Raw genomic sequence first — 15,936 nt, forward strand, 5'->3', positions numbered from 1 at the left:
GGCCCCACGGCGATCGGCGTGGCGCGTGCCCATGCTCACCAGTGCTCGGCACCCTCGAACGACGTCTCGCGCGGGCGGTAGTCGAGGTGCTCGCGCGCCGCGGCGAGGTCGAACGTGCGCTCGTACCCCAGTCGGCTCACGGTGTCCCTGGTGAGCACCGGACGCGTGCCCGTCAGGCGTGCCGTCCGTTCCAGCGCGTGCGCGATGCGCAGCGCCGCCGGGGTCGGAATGCCGACGATGCGCGCCTCGACGCGGCGGCGTTCGAGGAGTTCGCCGATGGCGTCCGAGAGGAGCACGGGCGAGGCATCCGTCACGTTGAACGTGCCGCGAGGGCCGAACGGGATGGCGGCGCGACGAACCGCGTCGACCAGGTTGTCGATGTGCGTGAGCGCGTGCGGCACCTCGGCGGCGGCCGGGAGCAGCAGGCGACCGCCGCGGATGCCGGCGAGCAATCGCCGCAGCAGCGCGGGGTCGCCCGGTCCGTAGACGAGGTGCGGTCGCAGGATGACCGCGTCGCGCCCGCCGAGCTCGGCCTCGGCGAGGGCCTTGGTCGCGGCGTACGCGCTGAGGTGGCGTTCGGGCATGCGCGCGTCCTCCGCGACCTGCACACTCGCGGACGCCGCGTCGTAGACCGCCGACGTCGACACGTGCACGATGCGCCGGCCGGGGAACGTGCGCACCACCGAGCGCGTGCCGCCGCGGTTCGCGAGCAGCGCCCGCTCGAAGCCGGCCCACGGGTCGCTGAGGCCCGCGCAGTGCACGACCGCGTCGACCCGGTCGGGCTCGCGCAAGGGCCCGCGCGCGAGGTCCCACACCCGGTAGGTGCCCGACGGATGCGACCACCCGACGGGGCGGCGCCCGTAACCGACCACGCGGTGCCCGTCGTCGGCCAGTGCCGTGGCGATCGCGCCGCCGATGAACCCGCTCGCACCCGTGACCGCGATCCTCACCCGGTCGACCTCCTTCGCACGCCCCGCACGAGCCTAGCCAGTCCGCCGCGCACGCGCGGAGGGTTCATTCGGATCGGATGGTGCGCCCGGTCGCCGCGAGGGCCACACTGGTGCCGAGGGCGCATCGCAGCGCCACCACGGGGGAGGAACACCATGCAGCCAGACCGCCATGCCCGAACGATGCTGCCGATCCCTGATCGGCCGGCCCCGGGCCTGACCACGTACGACGCCAAGGATCCGCAGACGTCGTATCCGCCGATCGAGGTCCTGCTCCCGCCGGATGGGGCTCCCAATGTGCTGGTCGTGCTGCTCGACGACGTCGGCTTCGGGGCGTCGAGCGCCTTCGGGGGTCCGTGCCGGACCCCGAACTTCGAGAAGCTCGCCGCCGGCGGACTGAAGTACAACCGATTCCACACGACGGCGCTGTGCGCGCCGACCCGACAGGCGATGCTCACGGGTCGCAACCACCACTCGGTCGGCATGGGCAGCATCACCGAGACCGCGACCTCGGCACCTGGCAACAGCTCGCTGCGCCCGAACACCAAGGCGCCGCTGGCGATGACGCTCAAGCTCAACGGCTACTCGACCGCGCAGTTCGGCAAGTGCCACGAGGTGCCCGTCTGGCAGACCTCGCCGGTCGGGCCGTTCGACGCGTGGCCGTCGGCGGGCGGCGGATTCGAGACGTTCTACGGCTTCATCGGCGGCGAGAACAACCAATACGATCCGGCGCTGTACGACGGGACCACGCCGGTCGAACCGCCGAAGACGCCGGCCGAGGGCTATCACCTGACGGAAGACCTCGCCGACCATGCGATCGGCTGGATCCGCATGCAGAAGGCGCTCGCACCCGAGAAGCCGTTCTTCGTGTACTTCGCGCCGGGCGCCACGCACGCGCCGCACCAGGTGCCGAAGGAGTGGCCCGACCGGTACGCCGGCGAGTTCGCCGACGGCTGGGACGCGCAACGCGAGAAGACCTTCGCCCGCCAGAAGGAGCTCGGCGTCGTCCCCGCCGACGCGGAGTTGACGCCCCGGCACGTCGAGATCCCGGCGTGGGACGACATGCCCGACGAGCTCAGGCCGGTGCTCGAGCGCGAGATGGAGGTCTACGCGGGATTCCTCGAGCACACCGACCACCACGTCGGCCGGGTCCTCGAGGCGATCGACGAACTCGGCATCCTGGAGGACACCCTCATCTACGTGATCATCGGCGACAACGGGGCATCCGCCGAGGGCACCGTCAACGGCGCCTTCAACGAGATGGCGAACTTCAACGGCATGGCCGCCCTCGAGACGCCCGAGTTCATGAGGTCCAAGCTCGACGAGCTCGGGTCGGAGTCGTCGTACAACCACTACGCCGTCGGGTGGGCGTGGGCGATGGACACCCCCTTCCAGTGGACCAAGCAGGTCGCCTCGCACTGGGGCGGCACCCGCAACGGCACCATCGTGCACTGGCCGAACGGCATCACGGAGCGGGGCGGGCTGCGCACGCAGTTCACGCACTGCATCGACGTCGCCCCGACGATCCTCGAGGTGGCGGGGTTGCCCGAACCCACGATGGTCAACGGGGTGCAGCAGTCGCCGATGGAGGGCACCTCGATGCGGTACTCGTTCAACGAACCGGATGCCCCGGAGCGACACGACCTGCAGTACTTCGAGATGTTCGGCAACCGCGGCATCTACCACCGGGGCTGGAGCGCGGTCACGAAGCATCGCACGCCGTGGGAGATGGTCGGCGGCACGCTCGCGGCGTTCGACGACGATGTCTGGGAGCTCTACGACGGCGCCGCCGGCGACTTCAGCCAGGCGCGCGACCTCTCGCGGGAGCAGCCCGAGCGCCTGCACGAGTTGCAGCGACTCTGGCTCATCGAGGCGGTGAAGTACCAGGTGCTGCCGATCGACGACCGGACGGCCGACCGCCTGAACGCCGACATCGCCGGTCGCCCGACGCTGGTGCACGGCACCTCGCAGCAGTTCTTCCCCGGCATGGGACGCCTGTCCGAGAACAGCGTCGTCAACATCAAGAACAAGTCGTGGTCGGTGACCGCCGAGGTGCACATCCCCGAGGGGGGTGCGAACGGCGTGCTGATCGCCCAGGGCGGGCGGTTCGGCGGGTGGAGCCTCTACCTGCACGAGGGGCGCGCGACCTTCCTCTACAACGTGCTCGGCATCCACACCTTCGCCACGCGGGCCGACGAACCGGTCGCCGCGGGATCGCACCAGGTGCGCATGGAGTTCTCGTACGACGGCGGCGGGTTGGCCAAGGGCGGCGGCGTCGCGCTGTACGTCGACGGCGACCCGGTCGGTTCGGGCCGCGTCGAGGCGACCCAGGCCATGGTGTTCTCAGCCGACGAGACGACCGACATCGGCTACGAGTCGGGCACGACGGTCAGCGCCGACTACACGGCCGCCACGAGCCGCTTCACCGGTCGCATCGAATGGGTGCAGATCGACCTCGGCGACGACGACCACGACCACTTCATCGACCCCGACGAGCGGATGCGGATCGCCATGGCGCGCCAGTGAGGCCTCGTGCCCAGGCGCCCCGGGCGCTCTGGCGCAGGTCAGAGTTCGACGGCAGGATCCAGTCGCAGGAACCGGCGGTCGCGGAAGAGCAGGGGCGGGGCATCCGCACCGAGGCGCACCTCGAGCACCTGGGCGAGCACGAGGGTCGAACTGCCGACCGGCACCCGCTCCATCGCCGTGCATCGCAGCACCGCGGTCGCGTCGGGCAGGTAGGGCTCGCCGGTCGGCAGGCGGCGCCATCCCTGCTCGGGCGTGAACCGGGGAGCACCAGACCGCGCGAAGACCCGCGCCAGTTCGGCGTGCTGCACCGCGAGGAAGTTGACGGCGAACGTCGGGGTCGCGAGGAGCGCACCGGCGGTGCCGGTCGCGCGGGTGACCGAGAACGAGATCACCGGCGGGTCCACCGCGACGGATGCCACGCTCGACGCGGTCAATCCGACCGGCCCGGTCGCGGTGGCCGCGGCGATGAGCGCGATGCCGGCGGGATGCATCCGGAACGCGTGCTTCATCGTCTCGCCCACCGGAGTCGGCGTCGGCGCGGTGGACGGCGTCGGATCGGCGGAAGGCGTGGGTGCGCTGGGCGGCGTGGGGTCGGACTCGGTCACTCGTGCTCCTCGGATCGGCGGCCTGCCCACGCTACGTCGTGGGCAGGCCGCTCGTCACCTCGTCGACTCGTCGATCAGGCGGTCGCCTCGCCGGCGGCCTCGCGGCGGGGCAGCTTCCAGTCGGCTCGGGCGAAGTGGCAGGTGTACCCCCACGGCAGGCGCTCCAGGTAGTCCTGGTGCTCGGGCTCGGCCTCCCAGAACGGGCCGGCGGGCTCGATCGTCGTGACCACCGTGCCCGGCCACAGGCCGGAGGCGTCGACGTCTGCGATGGTGTCCCGCGCGACGCGCTCCTGCTCGTCGCTGGTCGGGAAGATCGCCGAGCGGTAGCTCGTGCCGATGTCGTTGCCCTGCCGGTTCAGGGTGCTCGGGTCGTGGATCTGGAAGAAGAACTCGAGCAGGTCGCGGTACGTCGTGCGCTCGGGGTCGTAGACGATCTCGATCGCCTCGGCGTGGCCGGGGTGGTTGCGGTACGTGGCGTTCGCGTTCTGCCCGCCGGTGTAGCCCACGCGCGTCTGCACGACGCCGGGCCGCTTGCGGATCAGGTCCTGCATGCCCCAGAAGCAGCCGCCCGCGAGGACGGCGGTCTCGGTGCCCGGGACGTCGGTGATGGCTCCGGTTTCGGTCATGTCAGTGCTCCTTCGGAGTCGTGGTGTCGTCGGACCGCTCGAAGAGCCGCCGGTACTCGCCGTACCCCTCGGCCTCGAGCCGGTCGACCGGGACGAAGCGCAGGGCGGCGGAGTTGATGCAGTAGCGCAGGCCGCCGTCGTCGGCCGGGCCGTCGTCGAAGACGTGACCGAGATGGCTGTCGGCTCCCGCCGAACGCACCTCGACGCGCTTCATGAAGAGCGAGCGGTCGACCTTCTCGGTCAGCGAGTGCGCATCGATCGGACGCGTGAAGCTCGGCCAGCCCGAGCGGCTGTCGTACTTGTCGGTCGAGCTGAACAGCGGTTGGCCCGAAACCACGTCGACGTAGATGCCGTCCTCGTGATGGTTCCAGTACTCGTTGCGGAACGCCGGCTCGGTCGCGTCGTCCTGGGTGACCTTGCGCTGCAGGGGAGTGAGGCGGTCGAGCGCCTCGGGAGTCGTGCGGTAGTCGTGGGTCACGGAATCCTCCTCGGTCGACGCAGCCGGCTGCTGCGTCACTCGGCACAACAGCGAGGTGCGGGCGGCTGTTCCGCCGATACGGCCGGCCCGCTGTGGGTTCGCTGTGAGCGCATCGTGGCGTTCGGGCGCCAGGTCGGTGCAGACTGGTGCGCGGGCCGGGCGACCGGGGGAGCGCTCGGCAGGCGGGAGGACGACGTGGAACTGCTCGTCGTGCTCGTGCTGGGCCTGCTCGGCATCGCCGGGGCCACCGCGATCGGTCCGCGCCTCGGCGTCTCCGCGCCGCTGCTGCTCGTGGTCGTCGGCGTCCTCGTCAGCTTCCTCCCGTTCGTGCCCGACGTCGTCGTCGACCCCGAGTGGATCCTCGCGGGCGTGCTCCCGCCACTGCTGTACTCCGCATCGGTCGCGATGCCCTCGATGGAGTTCCGGCGCGAGTTCAGCGCGATCAGCGGCTTCTCGATCGTCCTCGTCGTGATCAGCTCGCTCGTGCTCGGCGTGGTCTTCTCGCTCGTCGTCCCCGGGCTCGGGCTCGCCGGAGGCATCGCCCTCGGCGCGATCGTGAGCCCCACCGACGCGGTGGCCACCTCGATCGTCAAGCGGGTCGGCGTGACGCCGAGGATCGTCACTGTGCTCGAGGGCGAGAGCCTGCTCAACGACGCCACGGCGCTCGTGCTGCTGCGTTCCGCGATCGCCGCCGGCGCGGCATCCGTCTCGTTCTGGAGCGTCGCGGGCGACTTCGCCTGGGCGGTCGCCGTCGCCGTCGTGCTCGGCTACGTCGTCGGCAAGGCCAACCTGTGGCTGCGTGCCCGGGTGACGGATGCCACGGTGAACACGGTCATCTCGCTCACGGTGCCCTTCCTCGCGAGCCTCCCGGCCGAGGCCCTCGGCGGCTCGGGACTCGTCGCTGCGGTCGTCGCCGGGCTCGTCACGGGCCGCGGCGCGATCCGCAGCCTCTCGCCCCAGCACCGCGTCTCCGACGTGCAGACCTGGCGAACCGTCGAACTCGTGCTCGAGGGGGCCGTCTTCCTCGTCATGGGCCTCGAGATGTCGGCCATCCTCGACGACCTCTCGAACGAGGCGTACGGCGTGCACCACGGGGTGCTCCTGGCCCTGCTCGCGCTCGCCGCGGTGCTCGTCGTGCGCGCCGCGTACGTGTTCCCGACCCTCGCCTGGTTCGCGCGCCGGTCCCGTCGCGCGGCCGCGCTGAAGCCGCGGCTCGCCGCCATGCAGGACCGCCTCGAGTCGAAGGACCTCGAGCAGTTGACGAGACAGATCGCGGAGCGCGTCGCGGGCCGCCCGCCGGGCGGGCGCGGTGGCCGAGGCGGGCCACGTGCCCGTGGCGGGCCCGGCGCGCCGGGCCGTGGCGCACGCGCGCCGAGCGTGGAGCGCGTCGCCAGGTTCCGCACGAGGGTCCGGCGCAAGGTCGCCGACCTGGACTACTTCCTCGCGGTGCCGCTCGGATGGCGCGAGGGCACCGTGATCGTGTGGGCGGGCATGCGCGGCGCGGTCACGCTCGCGGCCGCGCAGACGCTGCCCGCCGAGACGCCCGCGAGGTCGCTGCTCGTGCTCGCCGCCTTCTTCGTCGCGGCGATCTCGCTGATCCTGCAGGGAGGCACGCTGCCGTGGCTCGTGCGGCTCGTGAAGCCGGCGACCATCGACCCCGCCGCGATCGAGCAGGAACGGGCCGCGATCAGGGGCCTGCTCCGCGAGGTCGACGAGCGCGTGCGGGCCGACCGGGCCGGCGACGTCGACGGCGGTGGCCCTGCCGACGGCGGCGACGGCCGGAAGCCGCACGAGCTGTGGCTCGAGATCATCAGCGCGCAGCGGGAGGCCCTGCTCGCCGCTCGCGACGACGGCCTGTACAGCTCGGCCATGCTCGCCGAGGCGTTGGATCGCCTCGACGCCGACCAGATCCGGGTCGAGCTGCGCGCCGAGGGCGACGCCGGCGCCGCAGCCTGAGGCATCCTCGCGAATATCAGGCGTTCCGCCTCGCCGCATCGGCGCACACGACTTTCACAGAGAAAGGTGAGGAGTCGTGGAGAAACCGTGTGCAGACTGTCGACTTCGCCTCGGCGAGCCCAGCATCGAAAGTGACACCGACCCGCCAGCCTCCGGACAGCACCGGTGCGCCCGGCATGTGAATCTATGCAGAACCTGACTTCCCCCGAATCCAGCACCCCCACCCCCGAGACCCCCGACCGCCGCGTCGGCGACCGTGCGCAGGCGCGGCTCGATCGACGGCAGCGCAACCGATTCCTGCTCAGCGCGGGCGCCGTCGTCGCCGTCGGCGCCGTCGTCGGAACCGGCTTCGCCGTCGACTCCGCCGTCGCGGCGCAGAACGACCGCGTCGCGGAGACCGCCGCGCTGACCAGCGCGGCCAATCCCGACGTCACGCAGACCGAGGCGCACAGCGCGATCCTCGATGCACGTGCCGCCAAGGCCGCCGAGGACACGCTCGAGCCCGCACGCGCCGTGCTCTCCGCGGCGAACGGCAAGGCCGACGCCTCCGCGCTCGCCGCGTCCGTCGCGAACCTCGACGACTACGAGCGGCTCTCGCCGTCGCGGGTCTTCGTGCTCGCCAAGCAGGCGAGCGAGCAGGCCGCGTCCGTGCAGGGACAGGTCGCCGAGTTCGACCGCGTCCAGGCCGAGCAGGCGGCGGCCGCAGCCGCGGCCGCAGCGGCGAAGGCCGCCGAGGAGGCCGCAGCTGCCGCCGAGGCCTCCGCCGGGTCGGCGTCGACCTCGTCGCGTCCGTCCGGTCCCGCCAACCCGAGCGGCGCGCAGGCGATCGCGCGCGACCTCATGGCGTCGATGTACGGCTGGGGCGACGACCAGTTCGGATGCCTCGTCGAGCTCTGGAACCACGAGTCCGGCTGGAACGTCTACGCCTCCAACGGCTCGAGCGGCGCCTACGGCATCCCGCAGGCCCTGCCCGGCTCGAAGATGGCCACCGCCGGCGCCGACTGNCGATTTCACCGGTCGAGGTTCTCGGCGCAACGAGGACCGGTCACGGCTAGCGTGGATGCATGGCCGAACGCCTGGCAGACGCCGTGAGCCCGTACCTGCGAGCCCACGCCGACAATCCCGTCGACTGGTACCCGTGGGGACCCGAGGCGTTCCGCGTGGCATCCGAACGCGACGTGCCCGTGCTCATCTCGATCGGGTACGCGACCTGTCACTGGTGCCACGTGATGGCCCGTGAGAGCTTCAGCGATCCCGCGATCGCCGCCATCCTCTCCACCGGATTCGTCGCGATCAAGGTCGATCGCGAAGAGCACCCCGACGTCGACTCCAGTTACCTCGCGGCCGCGAGCGCCTTCACGCGGCAGCTCGGCTGGCCGCTCACCGTCTTCACCGATCCGCGCGGGCGGGCGTTCTACGCCGGCACGTACTTCCCACCGCGCGCGGCTCCCGGCATGCCGTCGTTCGCCGAGGTGCTCGGAGCGGTGACCGAGGCCTGGCGGCAGCGACGAGGCGAGCTCGAGCAGACCGCCGACGCCGTGGCCGAGGCGATCTCGGCGGCATCCGTGATGCCCGACGGGGAGCCCCTGCCCGACGCGGAGGCGCTTCGGGAGATCGCCGGCCGCCTCGCAGCCGAGGAGGATCCCGTGCACGGCGGCTTCGGCGGCGCGCCGAAGTTCCCCGTCGCCCCGGTGCTCGCGTTCCTCGCCGAGACCGGACCCGCTTCTCGGGCGGTGGCGCTGCGCACGATGCGGCGCATGGGCGCCTCGGCCCTGCGCGACCCGGTCGAGGGCGGGTTCTTCCGGTACGCGACGCGAGCGGATTGGACCGAGCCGCACTACGAGCGCATGCTCTCCGACAACGCGCTCCTGCTGGGCGTCGCCGCGGAGCTTTCCCGCGATGCCGACGACGGCTTCCTCCGCGACCTGCAGCGGGGCCTCATCCACTTCCTCCTGGACGTGATGCGACTGCCGTCCGGCGGATTCGCGAGCGCGCAGGACTCCGAGAGCATCATCGACGGCGAACGCTCCGAGGGCGGGTACTACCGGCGTGATGCGGCCGCTCGCGCCGACCTCGCGCCGCCGGCGCTCGACGAGAAGGTGCTCACCGGCTGGAACGGGCTCGCCATCGGTGCGCTCGCGCGTTCGGGCACCGCGCTCGGCGGCGACGACGGCCGGCGGGCGATCGACTCGGCGCGCGACGCGGCTCGCATGCTCCTCGCCGAACACGTCGAAGGGCCGGGCGCGCTCGCACGGGCGTCGCGCGACGGCGTCCGCTCCGCGGCTCGGCCCGCGCTCGAGGACACCGGCATGTTCGCCGAGGGCCTGCTCGAGCTCGCCATCGCAACCGGCGAGGTCGAGTGGGCGGTGCAGGCGCGGCGACTCGTCGACCGGGCGCTCGCGGCTGCCGCTGCCGCGGGCTCCGGCGCGGTGTTCGAAGCGCCCGACGGAGCGGACCCGGTGCTCGCGGCGCACGGGCTCGCGATGCCGGCCGACCCGGCCGAGGGCGCCGCACCATCGGGGCTCACCACGACCGCGCGGGCCGCCCGGCTGCTCCACGCCCTCGGTGCCGGCACGCGCTACCTCGACGCCGCCCGCGAGGCGATGGCAGGCGTCGCCGAGATCGCCCGGCAGCGCCCGATCGCCTTCGGCGGCGCACTGCGGTTGATGGCCGAACTTGCGGCACCGCTCGTGCAGGTCGTGACGGTCCTGCCCGACATGGCCGCCGTCGACGACGCCGCCGCCGAGCTGGTCGACGCGACCCGGCGGGCCGAGGCATCCGTCGCCGTGGTCGTGACCGACGGCCAGGCGCGCGCCTTCGCCGACGCGGGATTCGAGCTCTTCGAAGCGCGCACCAGCCGGGGCGGTCGCGCGATGGCGTATCGTTGCGAGGCGTTCGTCTGCGCACTGCCCGTCGCCGACGCGCGCGCCCTCGAGAAAGGTGCCGGGTGAACCCCTTCGAGTGGCTCTTCGACGCCACGCTCACGATCGGCGACCAGCAGATCCTCTGGCGTGAGATCGTCGGCAACGGGTTCGGCCTCGCGAGCGCACTCGGCGGGCTCCGGCGAAGGGTGTGGGCCTGGCCCGTCGGCATCATCGGCAACGCCCTGCTGTTCACGGTCTTCCTCGGCGCCGTGTTCGACACGCCCAACCCCGTCAACCTCCTCGGGCAGGCCGGTCGCCAGCTGCTCTTCATCGGCGTCTCGATCTACGGCTGGATCTCGTGGGCGCGACACCGTCGCAGCGACGGCAACGCGGTGGAACCGCGGTGGGCCGGCTGGAAGGTGCGGATCGCCCTCGGCCTCGGCATGATCGGCGGCACGCTGCTGCTCACGCCGATCTTCCGGGCGCTCGGTTCGTTCGAGCCGGTGTGGGCCGACGCCTGGATCTTCGTCGGCTCGTTCCTCGCAACATGGGGCATGGCGAAGGGCTGGACCGAGTTCTGGCTGATCTGGATCGCGGTCGATCTCGTCGGCGTGCCCTTGCTGATCAGCGCGGGCTACTACGCGTCGGCGCTCCTCTACGCGTTCTACGGCGTGTTCACGTTCATCGGGTTCCTCACCTGGATGCGCGTGCAGCGCCGTTCGGCGGCAGCGGCCGAGATCACCAGGGCGGGGTGAGCCGATCGAGCATCGCCCAGACCGCGGTCGAGAGCTCGGGGTGGTCGAGCGCGATGTCGCGCAGGATCTCGTACTCGAATCGTTCGGCGTCGCCCTTGCGCGCGGTCGGGTGGTGCGCGCGAGCGCGAGCGAGGCTCCAGCGGTCGGCGAGCAGCCGCTCCTCGCGAAGGGTCGCGACCACCTGCTCATCGACCGAGGGCATGTCGGGGAGGAAGACCCACGGGTCTTCACCGAGCCGGCATCGCAACTCGATGAGCGCGGCGAGCTCGTCGCGGGCGTCTTGGCGGAGCCGTTCCAGTGTCGTCGCCTCTGGCATCGAGACCTCCCCTCTCGCTGGTGTCGATGCTACCCAACCTATGGGTGACGTATGACGCGGGGGTTACGGCGGGCGTCTCCCGGTGTCCATCGCGTGACGGGCGGATGACGCGCGACGGTCGGGAGCACCCTTCGGACTGGTTGAATGGCGGCGGAGGTGACGCGAATGGCCGGATCGACGCTGCGTGACCACGCGGTCTTCCCGTCGAGGTGGGCACGGGACGAGCCCGACGGCGAGACCGCGTCGCTCGTCGAACGTCTGCGCGCCGACCTCGAGACGGCCGGCTACACGGTGCCGGGCATCGAGGCGCTGTGGTCGCGGCGCGCGGCCGCGGCGTCGACGCATCCGGGCGACGCACTCGCGCGTGGACATCGCGTTCCGGCGCTTCGCGCCCTCGCGGACGTGCCGGCGGACGACCGTCCCCTCGCTGCGCTCGTGCGCGCGTTCCTGCTCGGGATGCCGCAACCCGCGGCCGCGCTCGACGAGGCTCTGCCCGCGCTCGGGCTCGACGGCGCGCTCGCGCTCGGGCTCGTGGCATCCGAAACGGGGGCGGCCGGCGATGCCGCCGCCCGCGTGCGCCCGCTCGTCGACCTGCGACCGTACGCGTTCGCCGACGCGGCCGGCGAGGGACGGTGGTGGATCGCGTCCGACCCGGGTGAGCTCGCGATGGGCGGAGCACTGCCCGAGGACCACGTGCTCGGGGTGGGCGGCGCGTCGACCACGCTGAGCGGCATCCTGCTGCAGCGGTCGGCCCGGCGCACGCTCGATCTCGGCACGGGCAGCGGCATCCAGGCGCTGCACGCCTCCCGGTTCAGCGAGCGCGTGGTCGCGACCGACGTCTCCGCACGCGCGCTCGCGTTCGCGCGGTTCACCGCACGGCTGAACGGCGTCGACACGATCGAGTTCCGGCTGGGGAGCCTCTACGAACCGGTCGCGGGTGAGCGGTTCGACCGGATCGTGTCGAACCCGCCGTTCGTGATCACGCCGCGCGGCGACGACGTGCCCGCCTACGAGTACCGCGACGGCGGACTCGTCGGCGACGCGCTCGTGCGCGAGGTGCTCACGGGCGCCCTCGAGCACCTCGAGCCCGGCGGCATCGCGCAGTTCCTGGCGAACTGGGAGATCCCGGCCGAGACCGACGGCGCCGATGACGAAGATCGCGGGCTCGACCGCGTCGCGGGGTGGCTCGATCCGATCGGTGCCGAGTACTGGATCGTCGAGCGCGAGCGGCTCGACCCGAGCGAGTACGCCGAGACCTGGATCCGCGATGGCGGCACCAGGCCGGGAACGGCCGGATTCGAGGCGCTGCACGGCGCGTGGCTCGACGACTTCGCCGCTCGCGGGGTTGCGGGCGTCGGCTTCGGGTACGTCCTGCTCCGGCGGCCCGTAGACGGCGAACCGCCGCGGATGCGCCGCCTCGAGCGCGTGCACGGTGCCTCGGGCGCGAACCCCGGCGGGCTCGGCGCCCACCTCGAGGCGGTGCTCGAGGCATCCGACCTGGTCGACGCGCTCGACGACGAGGGCCTGCGCGCGCTCGTCGCCGTGGCGGCGCCCGACGTCACCGAGGAGCGCCACCACCTGCCGGGTGCCGAGTCGCCGACGGCCATCCTGCTGCGCCAGGGCGGTGGCTTCGGGCGAGCGATCGACGCCGGCACCGCGCTCGTCGCGCTGGTCGGTGCCGCCGACGGCGACCTGCCGCTCGGCGTGCTCAGCGACGCGATCGCGGGGCTGCTCGACGTCGATGCCGACGCGTTGTGGGCCGAGCTCGCACCGCAGGTGCGGAGCCTCGTGCGCGCCGGGATGCTGCTGCCGACCGCGTGACCGGCCGCTTCGCTCAGACCGTGCCGGCGGGCGGCCACACTCCGATGATGAGCGCCATCACGAGCACCGTGACGAGCTCGTGCGTGATGTTCATGAGGGTGAGCGCCGGCGGCCGCCCCTCGAACGCGTCGTGCGTGATGAAGCGCGCCGCGGTGAAGCCGGCCCAGAGCATCGTGCCGACCGTGATCGCCGGTGAGCAGGTAGTTTCCCTCGAACGCGAGCCACGAGGTCTGCGTGGCGATGGCCAGCACCCACGCGCTCACGAAGCTGACGATGACGGTCGTGATGATCGCGCCGACCGCATTGCTCGTGTTCTCGAGGTCGACCTTCGCGAGTTCGGCCCACCGTGTGCCGAACACCTTCGGCGTGTACCAGACGGACCCGATCACGAGGGTCGAGAGGGTCGCGAGCACGACGGCCCAGTAGTTGACATCGACGAACATTCGAGTCCTCCTCGTCGGCAGTGCGCCGTTGAGCGGAGTCTATCGGCGAGGATGCCTCGAGAACGGGAGGCGAGCAGTCTTCATGGCGTGGGCCGCCGCGAGCGGCGCCCGACGCGCAGGTGGTTCCCGGTCGGTTGGCGGTGCGGTCCCGGTTCGCGCCGATAGTCTCTTGGGGCATCCTGAAAGCGAGCCCATGCCCGACAGTCCGCTCTCCGAGTCCCCGTACGAGATCCTCGGCGTCTCCATCGACGCCGACGAGGCGACCCTCCGCCTGGCGTACCGCCGGGCGCTGCGGCGGGCGCATCCCGACACGGGGGGCAGCGAGGCGGCGTTCCACGCGGTGCAACGAGCCTGGATGCTGCTCGGCACGCCCGACGCGCGCGCGGCGTTCGACCGCGGCCGCGGCGGCCTCGGCGCCGACGGCGCGCCGACGCGCGAGGCGTGGGCGCCGGCACCGCCCCGGCCGCGGCGCGACTCGCGGCCGTTGGCGCGGTCGCACGGGCACCCGGGCGGTTTCTCGCGCGAGCGGTACCTCACCCTCGTGCGCGAGTGGGCCGGCCGCGGCGTCGAACTCGGCGACCCGTACGATCCGGCGCTCGTGCGCAGCGCCCCGCGCGAGCTCCGGCACATCCTCGCCGACGCGCTCGCCGAGGAGGCGACGGCACGCGCGCTGCCGAACCTCGGCATCGCGTACACGATCTGGCACGACCTCGCGACGGATGCCGCGGGCCCCGGCCTGCCGCCCAAGCTGGACCACCTCGTGCTGGGGCCCACCGGGCTGTTCGCGATCCAGTCCGAGGACTGGGGAGCCCCCGTCTCGTTCAAGCGCGGCGAGCTCATCGGCGACGGACTCGCCGGCGAGCGGCCGTTCCGGGCCCTCGGGGCCCGGGCGAAGGCGATCGGCCGGGCCGCCCGGGTGAAGCCCACCGCGCTCGTCGTGGTCGTGCCCGATGAGCACGCGGCCGAGTCGCTGCAGGTCGGCGGGAGCCTCCGCGGCGCGACCGTGGCGCTCGTGCGCCGATCGCGCCTCGTGAGCGCGCTCCGCGACGGACTGCCGGGCAGTGCGCACCTCGGCGGCACCGAGGTCATGGAGGTGCGCGCGCGGCTGCAGGCCGTGGTGCGGTTCGCGTAGGGGCGGTGCCCGTAGGCCGGTGCGCGGTTCGCCTCCGGCGATTCGCATAGGGTCGATGCATGCCCGTCACCACGACCGATGCCTACGTGTCCGACTTCGCGAGCTTCATCGAGGCGTCGCCCTCCTCGTACCACGCGGCGGCCGAGGTCGCCCGCCGGCTGGAGGCTGCCGGATTCGAACGGCTCGACGAGCGCGAGGCGTGGCCGACCGGCCCCGGTCGCCGGGTCGTCGTGCGCGATGGCGCGGTCATCGCGTGGGTGCAGCCGCCGGCCGCGACCGCGACCACGCCGTTCCGGATCCTGGGCGCCCACACCGATTCACCCGGTTTCAAGCTGAAGCCCACGCCGTCGAGCGAGGCGGCCGGGTTCAGCCAAGCGCAGGTCGAGGTGTACGGCGGGCCGCTGCTGAACTCCTGGCTCGACCGCGAACTCGAGCTCGCCGGCCGGATCGTCACGGTCGACGGCGCCGAGCACCTCGTGCGCACGGGACCGATGCTGCGAATCCCGCAGCTCGCCGTGCACCTGGACCGTGAGGCGAACAAGGCGCTCACGATCGATCGGCAGCGCCACGTGCAGCCCGTCTGGGCGGCCGGGGAACCGGGCGACGTGCTCGAACTGCTCGCCGAGTGCGCGGGCGCGGGCGCGGGCGCAGGTTCGGGTCGTCGTGTCGACGCCGCGGAGATCGCTGGCTTCGACGTGCTGGTCGCAGCGACCACGCCGCCCGAGCGGTTCGGCCGCGACCGCGCGTTCTTCGCGTCGGGGCGGCTCGACAACCTCACATCGGTCTACGCCGGGCTCGTCGGCATCGAGGCGGCCGCCGACGACGAGCGATGGCAGGAGGCCGGGCACGTGAGCGTGCTCGCCGCGTTCGACCACGAGGAGCTCGGTTCGGAGTCGCGCTCGGGGGCGGCCGGGCCGTTCCTCGAGGACGTGCTCGCCCGCGTCGGCGCGGGCCTCGGGGCGACCGACGAGGAGCGACGCCGAGCCTTCGCGGCATCCTGGCTCGTGTCGGCCGACGCGGGGCACGCGGTGCATCCGAACTACGCCGAGAAGCACGACCCCGTGACGAGGCCGCTCTTCGGCGAAGGGCCGCTGCTGAAGCTCAACGCGAACCAGCGCTACGCGAGCGATGCACTGGGCTCCGCCCTGTGGGAGGCCGTCTGCCGGCGCGCCGGTGTGCGCACCCAACCGTTCGTGTCGAACAACACCGTGCCGTGCGGCTCGACCATCGGCCCGATCTCGGCGACTCGCCTTGGCATCCGCACGGTCGACGTCGGCGTGCCGCTGCTGTCGATGCACTCGGCGCGAGAGCTCGCACACGTCGACGACCTGGTCGCCCTGGGCCGGGCCGTCGAGGAGTTCCTGTCCGGGCACTGAGCGGTCCGGCGGTCCAGCCGCTGCGACGCCGAGCACGGGAGGCGCGGCGGCGGAATGGCACGATCTCGCGGCATCCTGACCCGAATTCCGC

At 72.5% G+C, this 15,936-nt stretch carries 13 protein-coding genes and 1 pseudogene; 8 read left to right on the top strand and 6 right to left on the bottom strand.

The window, feature by feature from the left end; all coding sequences use genetic code 11:
- Nucleotides 1-35: 35 nt before the first annotated feature.
- Entirely contained in the window at nt 36-950 is a 915-nt protein-coding gene (locus GE115_RS13330) for an NAD-dependent epimerase/dehydratase family protein (protein WP_216648839.1), read from the bottom strand.
- A 153-nt stretch (nt 951-1,103) separates the two neighbouring features.
- Here GE115_RS13330 and GE115_RS13335 point away from each other — a divergent pair, with 153 nt between their 5' ends.
- Nucleotides 1,104-3,473 (top strand): arylsulfatase, encoded by a 2,370-nt coding sequence (locus GE115_RS13335; protein WP_153685282.1) that lies wholly within the window; start codon nt 1,104-1,106, stop codon nt 3,471-3,473.
- Between the two features lie 38 nt (nt 3,474-3,511).
- On the opposite strand, the gene GE115_RS13340 is transcribed toward GE115_RS13335, so the two are convergent.
- The 3 genes from GE115_RS13340 to msrB all read right to left on the bottom strand — a co-directional run bounded on the left by GE115_RS13340 (nt 3,512) and on the right by msrB (nt 5,182).
- A complete protein-coding gene (locus GE115_RS13340) occupies nt 3,512-4,078 on the bottom strand; it encodes a flavin reductase family protein (RefSeq protein ID WP_312855162.1) in 567 nt (188 codons plus the stop codon).
- Nucleotides 4,079-4,152: 74 nt separating this feature from the next.
- Nucleotides 4,153-4,704, bottom strand: a complete 552-nt coding sequence (msrA, locus tag GE115_RS13345) for a peptide-methionine (S)-S-oxide reductase MsrA (protein ID WP_153685283.1) — start codon at nt 4,702-4,704, stop codon at nt 4,153-4,155.
- A gap of 1 nt (nt 4,705) precedes the next feature.
- Nucleotides 4,706-5,182, bottom strand: a complete 477-nt coding sequence (msrB, locus tag GE115_RS13350) for a peptide-methionine (R)-S-oxide reductase MsrB (protein WP_216648845.1) — start codon at nt 5,180-5,182, stop codon at nt 4,706-4,708.
- Between the two features lie 114 nt (nt 5,183-5,296).
- Here msrB and GE115_RS13355 point away from each other — a divergent pair, with 114 nt between their 5' ends.
- The 4 genes from GE115_RS13355 (at nt 5,297) to pnuC (ending at nt 10,757) form a co-directional block, all read left to right on the top strand.
- Nucleotides 5,297-7,138 (top strand): cation:proton antiporter, encoded by a 1,842-nt coding sequence (locus GE115_RS13355; protein WP_312855163.1) that lies wholly within the window; start codon nt 5,297-5,299, stop codon nt 7,136-7,138.
- A gap of 849 nt (nt 7,139-7,987) precedes the next feature.
- Complete coding sequence (locus GE115_RS19380; RefSeq protein WP_446678401.1) at nt 7,988-8,230, top strand: aggregation-promoting factor C-terminal-like domain-containing protein; 243 nt, start codon at nt 7,988-7,990, stop codon at nt 8,228-8,230.
- On the top strand, nt 8,203-10,089 hold the full coding sequence (locus tag GE115_RS13365; protein ID WP_153685285.1) for a thioredoxin domain-containing protein: 1,887 nt from the start codon (nt 8,203-8,205) through the stop codon (nt 10,087-10,089). The genes GE115_RS19380 and GE115_RS13365 overlap by 28 nt, the downstream gene beginning before the upstream one ends.
- Complete coding sequence (gene pnuC / locus GE115_RS13370; RefSeq protein ID WP_312855164.1) at nt 10,086-10,757, top strand: nicotinamide riboside transporter PnuC; 672 nt, start codon at nt 10,086-10,088, stop codon at nt 10,755-10,757. The genes GE115_RS13365 and pnuC overlap by 4 nt, the downstream gene beginning before the upstream one ends.
- Here pnuC and GE115_RS13375 read toward each other — a convergent pair.
- Nucleotides 10,741-11,073, bottom strand: coding sequence for a hypothetical protein (locus tag GE115_RS13375; RefSeq protein ID WP_153685286.1), 333 nt, complete (start codon nt 11,071-11,073; stop codon nt 10,741-10,743). The two genes, pnuC and GE115_RS13375, sit on opposite strands and share 17 nt — an antisense overlap.
- 165 nt (nt 11,074-11,238) lie before the next feature.
- On the opposite strand from GE115_RS13375, the gene GE115_RS13380 reads away from it, so the two are divergent.
- Nucleotides 11,239-12,894, top strand: coding sequence for a DUF7059 domain-containing protein (locus tag GE115_RS13380; RefSeq protein ID WP_153685287.1), 1,656 nt, complete (start codon nt 11,239-11,241; stop codon nt 12,892-12,894).
- A 13-nt stretch (nt 12,895-12,907) separates the two neighbouring features.
- On the opposite strand, the pseudogene GE115_RS19375 reads toward GE115_RS13380, so the two are convergent.
- Nucleotides 12,908-13,337, bottom strand: a pseudogene (locus tag GE115_RS19375) (DUF1761 domain-containing protein).
- Nucleotides 13,338-13,530: 193 nt separating this feature from the next.
- Between GE115_RS19375 and GE115_RS13390 the strand changes: the two are divergent.
- The gene (locus tag GE115_RS13390; protein WP_153685288.1) at nt 13,531-14,469 is read left to right on the top strand and encodes a DnaJ domain-containing protein; all 939 of its coding nucleotides are present in this window, start codon (nt 13,531-13,533) and stop codon (nt 14,467-14,469) included.
- A gap of 59 nt (nt 14,470-14,528) precedes the next feature.
- Nucleotides 14,529-15,845 (top strand): M18 family aminopeptidase, encoded by a 1,317-nt coding sequence (locus tag GE115_RS13395; RefSeq protein WP_153685289.1) that lies wholly within the window; start codon nt 14,529-14,531, stop codon nt 15,843-15,845.
- Nucleotides 15,846-15,936: the final 91 nt, after the last annotated feature.

Origin of the sequence: Agromyces agglutinans (assembly GCF_009647605.1) — a bacterium.
Lineage (GTDB): Bacteria > Actinomycetota > Actinomycetes > Actinomycetales > Microbacteriaceae > Agromyces > Agromyces agglutinans.

Coding starts and splice junctions, on each gene's coding strand:
- msrA (WP_153685283.1), bottom strand. CDS start 4,704: ATGACCGAAACCGGAGCCATCACCGACGTCCCGGGCACCGAGACCGCC.
- GE115_RS13335 (WP_153685282.1), top strand. CDS start 1,104: ATGCAGCCAGACCGCCATGCCCGAACGATGCTGCCGATCCCTGATCGG.
- GE115_RS13375 (WP_153685286.1), bottom strand. CDS start 11,073: ATGCCAGAGGCGACGACACTGGAACGGCTCCGCCAAGACGCCCGCGAC.
- GE115_RS13365 (WP_153685285.1), top strand. CDS start 8,203: ATGGCCGAACGCCTGGCAGACGCCGTGAGCCCGTACCTGCGAGCCCAC.
- GE115_RS13380 (WP_153685287.1), top strand. CDS start 11,239: ATGGCCGGATCGACGCTGCGTGACCACGCGGTCTTCCCGTCGAGGTGG.
- GE115_RS13395 (WP_153685289.1), top strand. CDS start 14,529: ATGCCCGTCACCACGACCGATGCCTACGTGTCCGACTTCGCGAGCTTC.
- GE115_RS13390 (WP_153685288.1), top strand. CDS start 13,531: ATGCCCGACAGTCCGCTCTCCGAGTCCCCGTACGAGATCCTCGGCGTC.